This window comes from Mesorhizobium sp. UC74_2 (assembly GCF_042701485.1).
Taxonomy (GTDB): domain Bacteria; phylum Pseudomonadota; class Alphaproteobacteria; order Rhizobiales; family Rhizobiaceae; genus Mesorhizobium.
The window spans coordinates 963,175-977,396 of the sequence record NZ_CP170562.1; the positions used below are offsets into that span (position 1 = coordinate 963,175).

General features: G+C 61.9%; 16 protein-coding genes. 10 read left to right on the forward strand and 6 right to left on the reverse strand.

Annotated elements, in window-relative coordinates; all coding sequences use genetic code 11:
• Positions 1 to 6 precede the first annotated feature (6 nt).
• Together rpoD and ACFJIU_RS04555 are read left to right on the forward strand one after the other, a co-directional pair.
• Positions 7 to 2,034 carry an RNA polymerase sigma factor RpoD gene (gene rpoD, locus ACFJIU_RS04550; RefSeq protein ID WP_379067956.1) on the forward strand — a complete coding sequence of 676 codons (2,028 nt, stop codon included), beginning with the start codon at positions 7 to 9 and terminating at the stop codon, positions 2,032 to 2,034.
• A 110-nt stretch (positions 2,035 to 2,144) separates the two neighbouring features.
• A complete protein-coding gene (locus ACFJIU_RS04555; protein WP_379067959.1) occupies positions 2,145 to 2,396 on the forward strand; it encodes a DUF333 domain-containing protein in 252 nt (83 codons plus the stop codon).
• Between the two features lie 38 nt (positions 2,397 to 2,434).
• Here the strand turns inward: ACFJIU_RS04555 and ACFJIU_RS04560 are convergent, their stop codons facing one another.
• From ACFJIU_RS04560 to ACFJIU_RS04570, 3 genes are all read right to left on the reverse strand, one after another.
• Positions 2,435 to 4,603 (reverse strand): right-handed parallel beta-helix repeat-containing protein, encoded by a 2,169-nt coding sequence (locus ACFJIU_RS04560; RefSeq protein WP_379067962.1) that lies wholly within the window; start codon positions 4,601 to 4,603, stop codon positions 2,435 to 2,437.
• A gap of 170 nt (positions 4,604 to 4,773) precedes the next feature.
• Positions 4,774 to 5,520: a DUF930 domain-containing protein gene (locus ACFJIU_RS04565; protein WP_379067964.1), complete on the reverse strand. Its 747-nt coding sequence runs from the start codon at positions 5,518 to 5,520 to the stop codon at positions 4,774 to 4,776.
• 210 nt (positions 5,521 to 5,730) lie between these two features.
• Positions 5,731 to 6,561 carry an N-acyl homoserine lactonase family protein gene (locus tag ACFJIU_RS04570; protein WP_379067967.1) on the reverse strand — a complete coding sequence of 277 codons (831 nt, stop codon included), beginning with the start codon at positions 6,559 to 6,561 and terminating at the stop codon, positions 5,731 to 5,733.
• Positions 6,562 to 6,698: 137 nt separating this feature from the next.
• On the opposite strand from ACFJIU_RS04570, the gene ACFJIU_RS04575 reads away from it, so the two are divergent.
• From ACFJIU_RS04575 to ACFJIU_RS04585, 3 genes are read left to right on the forward strand one after another with little or no spacing between them, the layout of a single operon-like run.
• Entirely contained in the window at positions 6,699 to 7,592 is an 894-nt protein-coding gene (locus ACFJIU_RS04575; RefSeq protein ID WP_379067970.1) for a helix-turn-helix domain-containing protein, read from the forward strand.
• Between the two features lie 9 nt (positions 7,593 to 7,601).
• Positions 7,602 to 8,216 carry a LysE family translocator gene (locus ACFJIU_RS04580; protein ID WP_379067972.1) on the forward strand — a complete coding sequence of 205 codons (615 nt, stop codon included), beginning with the start codon at positions 7,602 to 7,604 and terminating at the stop codon, positions 8,214 to 8,216.
• Positions 8,217 to 8,230: 14 nt separating this feature from the next.
• On the forward strand, positions 8,231 to 8,656 hold the full coding sequence (locus tag ACFJIU_RS04585) for a secondary thiamine-phosphate synthase enzyme YjbQ (protein WP_379072960.1): 426 nt from the start codon (positions 8,231 to 8,233) through the stop codon (positions 8,654 to 8,656).
• A 27-nt stretch (positions 8,657 to 8,683) separates the two neighbouring features.
• Here the strand turns inward: ACFJIU_RS04585 and ACFJIU_RS04590 are convergent, their stop codons facing one another.
• Positions 8,684 to 8,941 (reverse strand): DUF2798 domain-containing protein, encoded by a 258-nt coding sequence (locus tag ACFJIU_RS04590; protein ID WP_379067975.1) that lies wholly within the window; start codon positions 8,939 to 8,941, stop codon positions 8,684 to 8,686.
• 264 nt (positions 8,942 to 9,205) lie between these two features.
• On the opposite strand from ACFJIU_RS04590, the gene ACFJIU_RS04595 reads away from it, so the two are divergent.
• Together ACFJIU_RS04595 and ACFJIU_RS04600 are read left to right on the forward strand one after the other, a co-directional pair.
• The gene (locus ACFJIU_RS04595) at positions 9,206 to 9,862 is read left to right on the forward strand and encodes a PadR family transcriptional regulator (RefSeq protein WP_379067978.1); all 657 of its coding nucleotides are present in this window, start codon (positions 9,206 to 9,208) and stop codon (positions 9,860 to 9,862) included.
• Between the two features lie 139 nt (positions 9,863 to 10,001).
• Positions 10,002 to 10,298, forward strand: a complete 297-nt coding sequence (locus ACFJIU_RS04600) for an HlyU family transcriptional regulator (protein WP_379067980.1) — start codon at positions 10,002 to 10,004, stop codon at positions 10,296 to 10,298.
• A 71-nt stretch (positions 10,299 to 10,369) separates the two neighbouring features.
• Here the strand turns inward: ACFJIU_RS04600 and ACFJIU_RS04605 are convergent, their stop codons facing one another.
• On the reverse strand, positions 10,370 to 11,017 hold the full coding sequence (locus ACFJIU_RS04605; protein WP_379067983.1) for an FMN-dependent NADH-azoreductase: 648 nt from the start codon (positions 11,015 to 11,017) through the stop codon (positions 10,370 to 10,372).
• Positions 11,018 to 11,137: 120 nt separating this feature from the next.
• Between ACFJIU_RS04605 and ACFJIU_RS04610 the strand changes: the two genes are divergently transcribed.
• Entirely contained in the window at positions 11,138 to 12,139 is a 1,002-nt protein-coding gene (locus tag ACFJIU_RS04610; protein WP_379067986.1) for a LysR family transcriptional regulator, read from the forward strand.
• On the opposite strand, the gene ACFJIU_RS04615 is transcribed toward ACFJIU_RS04610, so the two are convergent.
• Complete coding sequence (locus ACFJIU_RS04615; RefSeq protein ID WP_379067989.1) at positions 12,082 to 12,684, reverse strand: TetR/AcrR family transcriptional regulator; 603 nt, start codon at positions 12,682 to 12,684, stop codon at positions 12,082 to 12,084. The genes ACFJIU_RS04610 and ACFJIU_RS04615 overlap by 58 nt on opposite strands.
• 68 nt (positions 12,685 to 12,752) lie before the next feature.
• Here ACFJIU_RS04615 and ACFJIU_RS04620 point away from each other — a divergent pair, with 68 nt between their 5' ends.
• Entirely contained in the window at positions 12,753 to 13,178 is a 426-nt protein-coding gene (locus ACFJIU_RS04620; protein WP_379067992.1) for a VOC family protein, read from the forward strand.
• Between the two features lie 112 nt (positions 13,179 to 13,290).
• Positions 13,291 to 14,199: an arginase family protein gene (locus tag ACFJIU_RS04625; RefSeq protein WP_379067995.1), complete on the forward strand. Its 909-nt coding sequence runs from the start codon at positions 13,291 to 13,293 to the stop codon at positions 14,197 to 14,199.
• Positions 14,200 to 14,222 lie beyond the last annotated feature (23 nt).

The following is a 14,222-nucleotide window of genomic DNA, read 5'->3' on the forward strand; positions in this document are numbered from 1 at the left end:
CTTAGAATGGCGACTAAGGAAAAGGAAGAGGTCGAAACCGAACGCGAGGGCACGACTGACGGCCCGTTGCTCGACCTTTCCGACGATGCTGTCAAGAAGATGATCAAGGCCGCGAAGAAACGCGGCTATGTCACGCTTGACGAGCTGAATGCGGTGCTGCCGTCGGAAGAGACGGACCCCGACCGCATCGAAGATATCAATGCGATGCTCAACGACATGGGCATCAACGTCGTCGAGGATGACGAACAGAGCGACGACGCCGAGGGCGAGAGCGCCGATTCGTCTGAAGATGACGCCAACGAGCTTGCCGAACAGACCGGCACTGCCGTTGCCACCGTCGCCAAGAAGGAGCCGACCGACCGCACCGACGACCCCGTGCGCATGTATCTGCGCGAGATGGGTTCGGTGGAGTTGCTGTCGCGCGAAGGCGAAATCGCCATCGCCAAGCGCATCGAGGCTGGCCGCGAGACCATGATCGCGGGCCTGTGCGAAAGCCCGCTGACCTTCCAGGCCATCATCATCTGGCGTGACGAGCTCAACGAAGCCAAGATCCTGCTGCGCGAGATCATCGACCTCGAAGCCACCTATGCCGGCCCCGAGGGCAAGCAGGCGCCGGTCGTCGAGCGTGTCGAGGAAGACGCCAAGCCGAAGGAAGAGCCTAAGGCTGGGCGCCGCCGCGGCGGCGACGACGAGGACGACATCACCAATGTCGGCGGCGATACCCGCGGCCTCGAGGAGGACGAAGAGGACGAGGACGAGGCGAGCCTGTCGCTGGCGGCGATGGAAGCGGAGCTTCGCCCGCAGGTGATGGAGACGCTGGACGTCATCGCCGACACCTACAAGAAGCTGCGCAAGCTGCAGGATCAGCAGGTCGAAAACCGTCTCGCTGCCGCGGGCACGCTTTCGCCGAGCCAGGATCGGCGCCTGAAGGAGCTGAAGGACGAACTGATCACGGCGGTGAAGTCGCTGTCGCTCAACCAGGCTCGCATCGAGGCTCTGGTCGAGCAGCTCTACGACATCAACAAGCGCCTGGTGCAGAATGAAGGCAAGCTTCTTCGTCTCGCTGAAAGCTATGGCGTGCGCCGCGAGGAATTCCTCAAGGAATACCAGGGTTCCGAGCTGGACCCGAACTGGACCCGGAACATCGCCAACCTGACGACGCGCGGTTGGAAGGAGTTCACCAAGAACGAGCAGAACGCGATCCAGGACCTGCGCTCCGAGATCCAGAATCTCGCTACCGAGACGGCGATCTCGATCCTGGAATTCCGCAAGATCGTGAACCAGGTGCAGAAGGGCGAGCGCGAAGCAGCGATCGCCAAGAAGGAGATGGTGGAAGCGAACCTTCGCCTCGTCATCTCGATCGCGAAAAAGTACACGAACCGCGGCCTGCAGTTCCTGGATCTGATCCAGGAAGGCAATATCGGCCTGATGAAGGCGGTCGACAAGTTCGAGTACCGTCGCGGCTACAAGTTCTCGACCTACGCGACCTGGTGGATCCGGCAGGCGATCACCCGTTCGATCGCCGATCAGGCCCGTACCATCCGTATCCCGGTGCACATGATCGAGACGATCAACAAGATCGTACGCACCTCGCGCCAGATGCTGCACGAGATCGGCCGCGAGCCGACGCCGGAAGAGCTGGCTGAAAAGCTGGCCATGCCGCTGGAAAAGGTGCGCAAGGTGCTGAAGATCGCCAAGGAGCCGATCTCGCTCGAGACGCCGGTGGGCGACGAGGAGGATTCGCATCTCGGCGATTTCATCGAGGACAAGGGCGCGATCCTGCCGATCGATGCCGCGATCCAGGCAAACCTGCGCGAGACCACCACGCGGGTGCTGGCTTCGCTGACGCCGCGCGAAGAGCGCGTGCTGCGCATGCGCTTCGGCATCGGCATGAACACCGACCATACGCTGGAAGAAGTCGGCCAGCAGTTCTCGGTGACGCGTGAACGTATCCGTCAGATCGAGGCCAAGGCTCTGCGCAAGCTCAAGCATCCAAGCCGCAGCCGCAAGCTGAGAAGCTTCCTCGACAGCTAAGACAAAGAAGCCCGGGCACGTCCCGGGCTTCTTCTTTTGAGCAAGTCCAGCAAGAGTTGAAGCGTTTCCTCATTCCCGGCAAAAAGCGGAAAACGCTCTGGAGGTCACCGATGCGTAACATCCTGATGACAATCGTCTGCCTTGCGGCCCTGCCGTTCATGGCGATCGAAGACGCGCAAGCCGCAAAGAAGATCGGCATGGCCAACCCAGCTTCGCTTCATTGCTTGAAGATCGGCGGCAAGCTGAAAATCCGCACTGACGCCAATGGCAATCAGTCCGGTTACTGCCGCATGCCGAATGGCCGCCTCTGCGAGGAATGGGCGCTGTTCCGCGACAAGAAATGCGTAAGGCCAAAAGGCTGAAAAGTGGCCCCGCGACGATGCGAGGGCCACAACCCGGATCACAGGCAGCTGGGTTTGAAGTTGCCGGCGTTGAGCTCACGGCCGTTGATCAGCAGCGACGTGCCGGGTGACTGCGTCAGCGAACCGTTCACATAGGAACCGAAGCTCGACACCAGGCAATTGCGCGGTGTGCCTTTGATCGTGACATCGCCGCCGACATCGACGGCCGGTCCCATGAAGTAGAGGCCGGATTTGGCGGCATTCTCGATGCGCATGTTCTTGAAGGTGATGTTTTTCACCGGCCCGCCGAGGAAGTCCCAGTCGCTGCCATAGATGAAGGCGCCATAGGTGCCGGCATTGGTGATCACCACGTCCTCGAGATGAATGTCGGAGACCGGGTTGAAGAAGATGCCGGCGTTGCGGGTGCTGTCGATCGACAGCCCGTTGACGCGTACGTTGGTGGTCCTGGCTTCCTCGGGCAGGGTCGATGCGGTGACCAGCATCAAGCCATTGATGCCGCCCTTCAGCGTCATGTTGGTGATGGCGACGTTGGACGTGCCCTGCAGCACGACGAGGTCCATGTCGAGGCCTTGCGCGGAATTGTCGACCGTCACCTTGTTCATGGTCACGTCTTTTGCCGCGACCAGCAGCACGCCCTCGCGGCGTGACTTGCTGATTGTCACGTTGTCGAGCGTGATGCCATTCGCCGCATGGGTGATGACCGGCGGCCAGTCGGTGTCGTCGATGCGGCTGCCGGCAAAAATGCCGTAGGTGACGCTGTCGATGGTCGTGTCGCGCACGGTAAGCCCGCTGGTGCCAAGCGCGCTGATCGCGGCATGAGGGGCCCGGTTCGGGTTGCCGACCGCGAACTCGCAATCCGAATTGTTGTTGCAGATGTAGAGGTCGCGGATCGAGGTCTTTTCGACGAGTGCACCCGTGACATTGTCGAGGCGGATACCGTCGCCGGCGGTCTTGCTGATCTGGACGTCGCGAACCGTGATCCCGGATGCCCCGTTACTGGCGATGGCACTCAGGCCGCCGCTGATGACGAGATGGTCGATGGTGCTGCCGGAGGCCATGGCAACGACGTTTGCGAGCGGATTTGAGCCGCTCAGGCGCGTTGCAGCGCCCTCGTTGCGGAAGGCGGCCTCGAAGCGGCTGCTGGTGCCCCGCACCCCGATGACGCCGCCGCCGCCAAGCATGTACTGCCCGACGCCGAGCTGCAGTGTCTGGCCAAGCGTGATATCGCCACTGGCCAGGACAAGGGCGTCCTTGCCGGCGGCGGTCAACGTCGCATTGATGGCCTTGGCGTCGCTTGCGGCCGAGACATTGACCACCTTGCCGATCTTGCGACCATTCGAGACGAATTCCGCTGCTTCCACGGCGCCAGTTGCGCCGGCATAGGTGCGGATGAAATCGGCGCGTTCGACGTGCTGATACATCGGGTCGAAGGCAGCCTGGCCGACCCGGTTCGACCTGCCGAGCGGAACACGCAGGCGTGCGGTGAAGGCGAACTCGGTACGATCCTGCTTGTCGTATGAGACAGAAGCGCCGAGCGCCAGTGTCGAACCCGAAACACCGGGGAGACCGGCGAAGCTTAGCTCCGCCCGAGCCTTTACACCGAGCGTGTCGTCAATCGCTCCCTTGCCGTCATACCAATAGGTGCTGCCGAAGATCTTCATCTGGGCTGCCATGTCTTCCGGGAACAGCGGCAGCCGAACACCTGCTTCCGCGTCGAAACCGCCACGGGCGATTTCGCCACCGGCACGGAATTTCAGCTCGTCACCCGTGATGAAGACGCGACTGAGGCTGGCGATGGCCTTCTCGTCGGTCAGCGGCAGATAGACGTTGGCGCGTGCCTCGTAGAGCGGCCCAAGTGCCTCCGCGCCGAAGGACAACTGCTTGAAGTTGTGGCCGTATTCACTGTTGAAGCTGTCGAAATAGCCGTAGGCGCCATAGACCCAGTCATTCGCGGCGCGATGGCGATAGCCGAGCCCGAAGGAGCCCTGACGGGCTGAGCCTTCGACGAAGCTGCCACTGACGTCGAAGAAGGCGGCATTGCCGTTGTCGAGTTGCCAGGGCAGGAACAGGCCGATGCCGCCGGTACCGTTGCCGTAGGCGAGATTGCCGTCGACTTCCAGGATCGGTTGCTGGACTTGCGAAAAGGCATGGCTTGAGAGGGCGGTGCCGCTGATCAGCGCCGCTGCGAACAGGCTTGGGAATTTCATGACAGGCTTTTGGATTCCGATTGAACGGCGTTCGGATATTATACTTGATTAAAAGAGTCTAGTTATATCCGAAGATGTGCAAAGCCCATGGTAAGGCCCGTTTCACGCACGAATTCAACGGGTTGTATGGTAGGCCTGTGTGTTAGCCCAGAGGCGGGGCGCATGTTGGTTCAATCGGCAGGGCCGTCGTCCAGGGGCAGATCGAGGTCTGCCCATTGATCTCGTGGAATCTCGGCACCAAGCAGGAATTCGAAGGCGACGACGGTCTTGAGGTCCGGTGCCACCTCGCAATTGAACGCGAGCCCGTACCAATGCTTCCTGCTGCGCATCGCAGCACCTCCTGCTTCGAGCCTGCGGCCTGTCACCTTTGCGTCCTTTATCGCGTATGGAACGACCAGGTCGGGCTGGAAGCCGGTTCCCTGTCGGCGCAGTTGCGCCAGGGCTTCTATGTTGCAGAGCTGGATGACCCGTTCCTGCGGCGCCAGTTGCGGCAGAGCCTTGCGCGCGCCGCGGCTGCGCGGATCGGCAAGAACCTGCGCGGAATAGAGCTTCTCGGCCTTGACCATCGGTTGCCGGGCAGGGGCTGCGAGCGGTGCCTGAAAGGCCGGCTGCGCTGCGGGAGCATTTGGCACCGCTTTGGGTGTTGAGGCCGCTTCACCTCGCTGCACCGGTTCCGGTGGCTTCGGCGCCGGCACGAAATCGACCTTGATGCTTTCGATCGGGGGTAGGCGCAGTGCTTGCGGGACGGGCAGCAACATCACACCGGCCAGGAGCAACAGATGCAGCAGGCAGGACGCGCCGACGCTGAGGCGTACATCGGCATTCGCGCCCTGTGACGCTGAAAGCACCGAGGCGGACACAACACCAGCGCCTCTTGCGGCAGCGATTGGCTCGATCGTGACAAGTGGAGGGCGCAAGGAAGGGTTTCGTCAAAAACGCGAGGACAACGACACCCAAGACCCAAGGGCAACAGTGCGGCAGTTTGGTGATGAATGGAAGTAACGCTCTTGCAAAGCGCGGGGCTGTTGATCGGCAGCAATCCTATCGGAGAAACTGATTCAACGCGTTCGGGAACAGATTCGGAAAACCCGGCCAAGTCATTGGCCGGGTTTTCCTTTCGGTCTGGTTTATCTCGCACTTGCCGGGAAGGTTGGCAGCTTGGCGGTATCATCGGGGTCGTGCTGGACGATCAGGGTCGCACCAAGCGTCCTGGCCATCGACTGCAGCCGCGTCATCGAAGCAAGGCTGTCGGCGCGGTTGGTGTTGAAGGGTGGGACACCGCCTGTTTCGAACTGTTTTTCGAAGTGAGCGACGTCACCGCTCAGCAGAACAGGTCCTTTCTCGGCGAGCCGTACCAACAATGCGTGACTGCCGGGTGTATGGCCGGGCGTGGACAGCATCACAACCGAGCCGTCGCCGAAGACATCCTTGTCGCCTTCAACAGCGTCGACCGGCGCGCCACCGCCGAGCCAGGGCGCAAGCAAGGAAGGTTCCGCACCGAACGGCACCGGCCTCGACTTCAGCGCTTCCAGATCGGCTTTGCCGATCATCAGGCGTGCCTTCGGGAAGCCGGCGGCCTGGCCGACATGGTCGAAGTGATAATGGCTGATTCCGATCAGGCCGATGGTCTCCGGTTTCACGGCGATCTCCCGGAGCTGATCCTGGACCGTGCGGTCGAGCGTCGGTGCCAGCACTTCGTTGGCCGCCAGCGGCTTGCCGAGCAGGGCAGCGGGCAGGCCGGTATCCCACAGCATGTAGTCGTTGCCGTGCCTGACGACGTAGCAACTGTCGGTGAGTGTCTTTTTTTCACCGGCATAGGCGAAGGTATCGGAAAAGACGCTGAGATCGCCGACCGCGATGCGACCGCAATCGAGGCGCCAGAGTTCAACCTGCGGTGCGGCATTTGCGGTGCCTGCGTTGGCGGCGATGGTCGCTGCGAACATGAAATTTCTGAACATCGTCGTTGGATCCTGTGTTGACGGTGGATCAGGGTTTACGATCTGTCGTCGTGCGAGTGGTGCCGGAAGCGCTTGAATTATGTGCCGGAAACGCTCATCATGTTGCGCGATACTCTGCGGCAGACTAAGCTCGGTGAATGAACGACACGAAATCGTCCCGGCTCGCCGAGCGTCTGTTGCAGGCTTTGCGGCCACTCGCGCTCGACCCGGCCCGGCCGCAAAAACAACCTGGAATGCACCTGCACGGACGGCAGCTGTTCAGCTATTGCTGCTTTACGGCCGAGCGGCTTGCCCGCATCAGCAACGAGAAGCCACTTATCGGCATCGTCCTCAGCGGTTCGAAGGAAATCTGGCTGGGCGACGCCGGGCAGCGTTTCGAAGAAGGTGACGTGTTCGTCTTTCCGCACGGTCGGGCCTTCGACGTGGTCAATGTGCCGGCCGAGACAAGCGGCATCTATGAGTCCCTCATCGTCGAAGTGGACCATGTCCCGGAATCCGTGCGTCGCCTTGGCAGGCCGCCCGGAGTCCCCGCTGCCGGGCTTGATCTGCGCGTGCCGCTGACGGAAGATCTGGTTGCAGCACTTTCCCACGCAGCGCCGGTACTCGCTGCATCGGGTCACGCGGCGCTGTTGGCCGAGCACAGACTGGCTGAAGTGCTGCTCCTGCTGCGCAACGTGCCGGCTGCGGCCTGGCTGTTCGAAGTCTCCCTGCCGGAACGTGTTGCCCTGCTGGTCGCCTCGGCACCCGCACGGCGCTGGACGGCCGAGATGCTTGGTCAGGCGCTTGGCATGGGTGCCTCGACATTGCGGCGGCAACTGGCCGATGAAGATACCTCGCTTAGAGCGGTGCTTTCCACCACGCGCATGAAGCTTGCCCATGATGTCCTTGCCAGGGGCGAGGGCAATGTCATGGCTGCGGTCAGCGCGGCCGGCTATGCCTCGCGCTCGCATTTCGGCCGCCAGTTCCGCGGTCTTTATGGCGCGTCGCCAAGTGTGGTACGTCAAAAGGGTTCAATCGAACAGTCCAGGTGAAGAACGCCCATGTCGCCCGAATTCCTGCTCACCACTTTGATCATCGTCGCTTCGCCGGGCACCGGCGTCGTCTACACGCTTGCCGCGGGGCTTTCGCGCGGCGGACGGGCGAGTGTGCTGGCGGCGTTCGCCTGCACGCTGGGCATCGTGCCACATCTGGTCGCCGCATTGACCGGACTGGCGGCGCTGCTGCATGCCAGCGCCATCGCCTTCGAGATCGTGAAATATGCCGGCGTCGCCTATCTGCTCTACATGGCCTGGCAGAGCCTGCGCGAGCATGGCGCACTGAAGGTGGAGACAAAGCCCGATGCCCGCAGCGTCCGTCAGGTCCTGGTCGACGGTGTGCTCATCAACCTGCTCAATCCGAAGCTGTCGATCTTCTTCGTGGCCTTCCTGCCGCAGTTCATCGCGCCCAACGAACCCAATGTTCTGGCACGCATGCTGGAGTTGTCGGGCGTATTCATGGCGGCAACCTTCATCATCTTCGCCATCTATGGCCTGTGTGCGGCCTCGGTGCGTGACCGCATCGTCGGCAGCGTGCGCGTGATGACTTGGCTGAGGCGCAGCTTTGCCGCCGCCTTCGTAGCGCTCAGCGCAAAGCTGGCTTTGACGACGCAGCAATAGAGGTTCTGGGAAAACTGGCTGGAACGCAGAAGCAGCTTGTCATCGCGACCAATGGGGCGGGACTCTATGAATTCACCGATCAGGTCGCACGGTGGATTGCTGGCACCTCGGTGGAGACAGGCCTGCTGACTGCCTTTGTAAGGCATACGTCCTGCTCGCTTATCATCCAAGAGAATGCCGACCCGGATGTGAGGCGCGACCTGGAAGCCTTCTTCCACAGGCTGGTGCCGCCGGCGGATGATCCGTCCATGGACTACCTTGTCCATCGCTTCGAGGGGGCGGACGACATGCCTGCGCACATCAAGAGCGCGCTGACGCTGGTCTCGATATCGATCCCCGTCGTCGGTGGCCGTCTCGGGCTCGGCACATGGCAAGGCATTTATCTTTTCGAGCATCGCAGCCTTCCGCACCGGCGGGAGGTGCTGCTTCATCTGGCCTGAAAAGGGGAGGTGCCGAAGCACCTCCGCTCAACGTGCCGGCTCGCAGACCATGCCGACGACGCGGCGCACGATCGGCAGCACGACGAGCAAGGTTGGAAAAGCGACCAGCCACGACAGGCCCCAGGCGACCATCCAGATGCCGGGCATGGATGGGTGGAGGCCGAGGCTCTTCAGCGTCGAGATCAGCGAGACGATGAAGGTCATCAGCAGCGAGAGGACAAGCGGGCTGATGATGGCGGCATAACGCGCAGGCAGCTTCCTGCGACGCGTGACATTGCTTGTCATGGGAGTTTTCCGAAAAAGGTCCGGTTCATGGCAGGGCATCCTTGGCCTCATGGGCTCAGCCCGGATGAACCGGGATTGGATGCGTTGCTTGACGTCAGACGCTTACGGAGAGGCGATTGCCTTCGCCGCTCATATAGCGGCGGCGCGCCGGTAAATCAACATTCGCTTCAAATCGCATAAGATGCATCGTAAGATATATCTTGACTCATCGAAGATGCGCTCCTAATTAAGATATATCGTAAGACATAACGTAAGGAGTTATCAATGCACAGACATCATTCATTCGGGGAGCGTGCCGAGCGTGCGTTCTGGCACATGGCCGGCCGTTTCGGCGGTGGGCGCGGCGGTCAGGGTCCCTTCGGTCACGGCCGGCGCGGTCATGGCGGACCCGGCGAAATGCTGAGAGCCGGCCGCATGTTCGGCGACGGCGACCTCAAGCTGATTGTTCTTTCCTTGCTGTCGGACGCGCCGCGCCACGGCTACGACATCATCAAGGCGCTCGAGGAACGGTCTTCGGGCATCTACAGCCCGAGCCCCGGCGTGGTGTATCCGACGCTGACTTTCCTGGAAGAGGCGGGCTATGCCGTCTCGTCCACCGAAGGCGCCAAGAAGGTGTTTTCCATCACGGAGGCCGGCGAGGCGCATCTGGAGGAAAACCGCGACATGGTCGAGCGTGCGCTCGAACACCTCGAGCGGGTCAGCGAGAAGATGGCCAAGGCGCGCGAATGGTTCGGCTGGGACGACGATCGCGAGCGGCGGCATGACCGCGACGAGCGGCGCAACCCCGAACTCAAGCTGCTGCGCCGCCGGCTGCGTGCCGCGCTCGCAGAGATACTCGAAGCGCCTGCCGACAAGCAGGCTGAAGCGGCCAGCATCCTGAAGGATGCCGCCGAGGCGCTGGAAACGCTGGTCAAGCGCTAAGCGCCAAGAGCACAAGGCAAGGGGCAGGCCGGTGGAGCCCACCGCGCTTGCCCCTTGCTGTCAGGACGGCTACTGAACGGTTGGAAATCGCGCTGGCTACCCCTGAGCCGCTGCGTTGCTGAATCGGTGGAGGTCGCCCATGTCCTTTTTTAAACGTCTGTTCGGCGGCGGTGGCGGCAGCGAACCGGAAACACCCGGCAAAGCCAAACCAGCCAAGGAAATCGAGCACAAGGGTTTCACCATCGCCGCCACGCCTTACAAGGCGGATGGGCAGTACCAGACCTGCGGTGTCATCTCCAAGGAGATCGACGGCGTGATGAAGGAGCATCGTTTCATTCGCGCCGACCGTTTTGCCGGGCTTGATGATGCCGTCGACATCACGCTGAAAAAGGGCGTTCAGCTCATTGATGAGCAGGGTGAGCGTATTTTCGGTTAAGTCGTTTGATTTCAAGCAAAAACACAACAGCCGCCGTGACGACACGGCGGCTGTTGCTTTGGTCGACTGGCTCAGGCCGCGACAGCCCGGAGAGCTGATCCGGCTACCGAGGCGGCAAGCGTGTCGACCTGTTTTGCGGCCTTGGCGAGCGCGGCATTCAGGGCGTCCTCACCCTTTGCTGCGCCTTCCACGCGAATGATTTCCACGTCGGTCATGCCGTTGAAGGCCAGCACGCTTTTCAAGTAGGGGACGGCGAAGTCCATCACGGCACCGGGGCCTTCGGAATAGATGCCGCCAGAAGCCAGCACCACATAGACCTTTCTGCCTGTAACCAGACCTTGTGGGCCGTTCGCACCGTAGGAGAACGTGCGGCCGGAACGCATGATGTGGTCGATCCATGATTTCAGCGTCGAGGAAATCGAGAAATTGATGAAGCCGGTGGCCAGTATGATGTGATCGGCTGCAAGCAGTTCATCAACGGCGGCATCGGAAACACAGACGACCTCGGTCTGGCGCGGCGTGCGTGCCTCCGCCGGCGTGAAGATACCGCTGGCATAATCCGGCTCGATATGCGGCAGCGGGTTGGCAACGAGATCGCGCCTGGTCAGCGTGGATCCGGGCAGCGCAGCCTGCAGCTTGTCGGCCAGCTCGGTGGCGACCCGGGTGGAATGCGAAGCCTCGCCACGTGGGCTCGAGGTCACGAGAAGGATGTTGGACATTTCAGCTCTCCGTTGGTGATGGCGGGCGACCGCCTGATTTCGGGGAGATAGATAACGCTCGACATTGATCTAAAAAATTGGGAAAATGTCTATCGAATATATCTATAAAATGGATAAGCCATGCTGGCGAACCCGACCCTCGACCAATTGCAGGTGTTCCTGGCAGTGGCTGAAACCGGGAGCTTCTCCGGTGCAGCGCGCCGTCTCAACCGCGCACAATCGGTGATCAGCTACGCCATCGCCAATCTGGAGGCGCAGCTCGAACTCAAGCTCTTCACCCGCGAAGGCACACGTGAGCCTATACTCACCGTGGAAGGCAAGGCGATGCTGGCCGATGCGCGTCGCATGGTCGGCGTGCTGCAGGATATCCGCGCTCGCGCCGATGCGCTGAAACGCGGGCTGGAGGCTGAACTGACGATCGCCGTCGATGTGACAGTGCCTTCGCCGGCCCTGGTCAGGGCGCTGGCGGCTTTCGAGGCCGAATTCCCATCCGTATCGCTGAAACTCAATGTCGGCGCGCTCGGCGTGATATGGGAGCAGCTTGCGCGGCGGCTCAGCGATCTGAGCTTCGGCGGATCGCCGCGTGATCTCGGCGACGATCTGGTGTCGGTGCGTATCGGCGAAGCTTCGATGGTGCCGGTCGCTGCGCCAGGCCACCCGCTGGCAATGTACAAAGGCAGGGTGCCGCTGTCTTTTGTGCGCGAGCATATCCAGCTCGTCGTCTCCGACGTCAGCAAGGTCACCGAGGGTAAGGAATTCAGCGTTTTTGCCTATCGCACCTGGCGCATGACGGACATGTCGACGAAAAGGGACCTGATCCTGTCCGGTCTCGGCTGGGGCGGGCTGCCGACATGGATGATCCTGGAAGACGTTCGGCTGGGGCGCTTGAAGGTGCTCGATCTCGAGCCGTATCCAGAGCGGCCTTACCCTCTGCATGCCTTCTACAGGGCAGATTCACCGCCGGGGCCGGCTGGCGCCTGGCTGATCGAACGGTTCAGCCAGGAACTGCCGAATGTCTGTTCGAAGCTGGAGCACATGACCGACGAAGCGCGCAGAAAAGAGGGTCAGGAACGATCCTTGCGCAGCAGTCCGTCGATGACGGCAGCAAGCACCACACGATAGTCGTCCGCGGAAGCACCTGCATCGACCGCGAGCGCGGCACGGTCGAATGCTGCTCCCAAAAGGGATGTCAGCGCTTCCAGCGGCAGCTTGGGCAAGTCGCCTGCACGCATCGTCGCTGCCAGTCCTTCGCGCAGGGTGCGGTTGCCATGCCGGCCATCGATGTCGTCCATCTCGGCCCGTCCGAGTACCGCCGGCCCGTCGAGCAGCAGCAGTCGCGTGCGGCCGGGCAGGCCCATGGCCGCGACATAGGCCTCGCCGCCGGCCAGCAGTGCGTCTCGCGCTGAAAGTGTGCGCGGAGCGGCCTGTTCGATCGTTTTCGCGACCGCTGCTGCCTCGGCCTCCACCACGGCTCGGAACAGCGCCTGCTTGTCGGCGAAGTGATGATAGAGCGCGCCGCGCGTGACGCCGGCAGCGGCCACGATTTCCGGCGTGCCGGTCTCCGCATAGGATTTCTCGGTGAAAAGCCGCCGCGCGGCGGCGACCAGTTCGCCGCGCGTGGCCTCGGTGCGGTCGCGGTTGGACCGGCGCGAATTCGCCTCTTGCATACATGCAGCCTGTATGTTAATGCATTCTACATGCAGACTGTATGTTTATTTCGAGAGGAAGGAAAGCCATGAAAACCACCAGCTATTACCCCGTGCTGATGACCGGCGATGTCGCCGGCACCACTGCCTTCTATGTCGAGCATTTCCGCTTCAAGCCGCTGTTCGAAAGCGACTGGTATGTGCACCTGCAGTCGTCCGAGGACAAACGTGTCAATCTGGGCGTCGTGCAGGGCGACCACGAGACCATCCCGGCAGAGGGACGAGGCCGTGCGTCCGGGCTGCTCATCAACTTCGAGGTGAAGGATGTCGATGCCGTACACGAGCGGGTCGCGGCGGCTGGATTGCCGATCCTGCGTTCGCTGCGCGACGAGCCATTTGGTCAGCGCCATTTCATCACCCGCGATCCGAACGGCGTTCTGATCGACGTGATCAAGCCGATCCCACCGAGCGAGGAGTTCCTGGCACAGTTCGCGCCCGAGGCAGTCGGCAAATAGCAGGCAGGTCAACTGACAGAACCTGTCGGTAGTGAACCGGAAGACTACCCGCACGCGATGGCGCCGACGTTGCACGCAACCTATGCTGGGCCCGTTGAACCGGGCCCATTCCATGCGTGACATCAATCTTATCCGAGCTCCCTTCAATCTTGGTTTGCGTCCACTCCGGCCCGGCCATGAGCCAGGTACCTGGCGGGCGCCGCAGGCGTTGACGGAGGCTGGACTGGTCGAAGCGTTGGTGCCGGCGCGGATCATCGATCTGCAACGCCCTTCGTACAGCACCGAACCACAACCTGACACGAAATTGCGCAATGGCCCGGCGATCCGCAGCTTCAACCTGCGATTGGCCGATCTGGTCGCCGATACGATCGGGCGAGGGGCGTTTCCGCTCGTCATCGGCGGCGACTGCACGATCCTGCTCGGCGCCCTGGCAGGGGCGCGATGCTCGGGGCCGTTGTCGCTGGTTCATGTCGACGGCCACAGCGACTTCCGTCATCCAGGCAATGACGACGACAATCTGCCGCTTGGCTCGGCCGCCGGCATGGATCTGGCGGCTGCGACGGGGCGCGGCGAAACACTGCTCACCGACTGGCCGGGCATAGCGGGACCTTTGCTCCGCGACGATCAGGTGATCCAGATCGGCGAGCGTGAGAACCGCGATGCCGACTACGCCTGGCGTGACATCGAAGCCACGGATATCACACAGGTCGATGTATTCGCCGCGCGCGAGCTTGGCGCGGCAGGCGTTCTTGCCAAAAGCGAGCCTGTGCTGACGGGCAACGGCCGTCACTGGCTGCATTTCGACGTCGATGCGCTCGATCAGTCTGTCATGCCGGCGGTCGATTCTCCTGGCAGTCCGGGGATCGATCCGGATGAGCTCATTGCCATCCTGGCCGCACTGGTCGCCAGACCGGGTTGCGTCGGCATGGATGTGACGATCTTCGACCCGGACCTGGATCAGACCGGTGAACTGGCGGTCTGGCTGGTGAATTTCCTGCGCAGGGTGTTTGACGGCTTCTAACCCACCCGCGCGAACATAAGATC

Excerpts from the sequence above, each read along its gene's own strand:
- rpoD (WP_379067956.1), top strand. The coding sequence starts at position 7 with ATGGCGACTAAGGAAAAGGAAGAGGTCGAAACCGAACGCGAGGGCACG.
- ACFJIU_RS04555 (WP_379067959.1), top strand. The coding sequence starts at position 2,145 with ATGCGTAACATCCTGATGACAATCGTCTGCCTTGCGGCCCTGCCGTTC.
- ACFJIU_RS04560 (WP_379067962.1), bottom strand. The coding sequence starts at position 4,603 with ATGAAATTCCCAAGCCTGTTCGCAGCGGCGCTGATCAGCGGCACCGCC.
- ACFJIU_RS04570 (WP_379067967.1), bottom strand. The coding sequence starts at position 6,561 with ATGTTCAGAAATTTCATGTTCGCAGCGACCATCGCCGCCAACGCAGGC.
- ACFJIU_RS04575 (WP_379067970.1), top strand. The coding sequence starts at position 6,699 with ATGAACGACACGAAATCGTCCCGGCTCGCCGAGCGTCTGTTGCAGGCT.
- ACFJIU_RS04580 (WP_379067972.1), top strand. The coding sequence starts at position 7,602 with ATGTCGCCCGAATTCCTGCTCACCACTTTGATCATCGTCGCTTCGCCG.
- ACFJIU_RS04590 (WP_379067975.1), bottom strand. The coding sequence starts at position 8,941 with ATGACAAGCAATGTCACGCGTCGCAGGAAGCTGCCTGCGCGTTATGCC.
- ACFJIU_RS04595 (WP_379067978.1), top strand. The coding sequence starts at position 9,206 with ATGCACAGACATCATTCATTCGGGGAGCGTGCCGAGCGTGCGTTCTGG.
- ACFJIU_RS04600 (WP_379067980.1), top strand. The coding sequence starts at position 10,002 with ATGTCCTTTTTTAAACGTCTGTTCGGCGGCGGTGGCGGCAGCGAACCG.
- ACFJIU_RS04605 (WP_379067983.1), bottom strand. The coding sequence starts at position 11,017 with ATGTCCAACATCCTTCTCGTGACCTCGAGCCCACGTGGCGAGGCTTCG.
- ACFJIU_RS04610 (WP_379067986.1), top strand. The coding sequence starts at position 11,138 with ATGCTGGCGAACCCGACCCTCGACCAATTGCAGGTGTTCCTGGCAGTG.
- ACFJIU_RS04615 (WP_379067989.1), bottom strand. The coding sequence starts at position 12,684 with ATGCAAGAGGCGAATTCGCGCCGGTCCAACCGCGACCGCACCGAGGCC.
- ACFJIU_RS04620 (WP_379067992.1), top strand. The coding sequence starts at position 12,753 with ATGAAAACCACCAGCTATTACCCCGTGCTGATGACCGGCGATGTCGCC.
- ACFJIU_RS04625 (WP_379067995.1), top strand. The coding sequence starts at position 13,291 with ATGCGTGACATCAATCTTATCCGAGCTCCCTTCAATCTTGGTTTGCGT.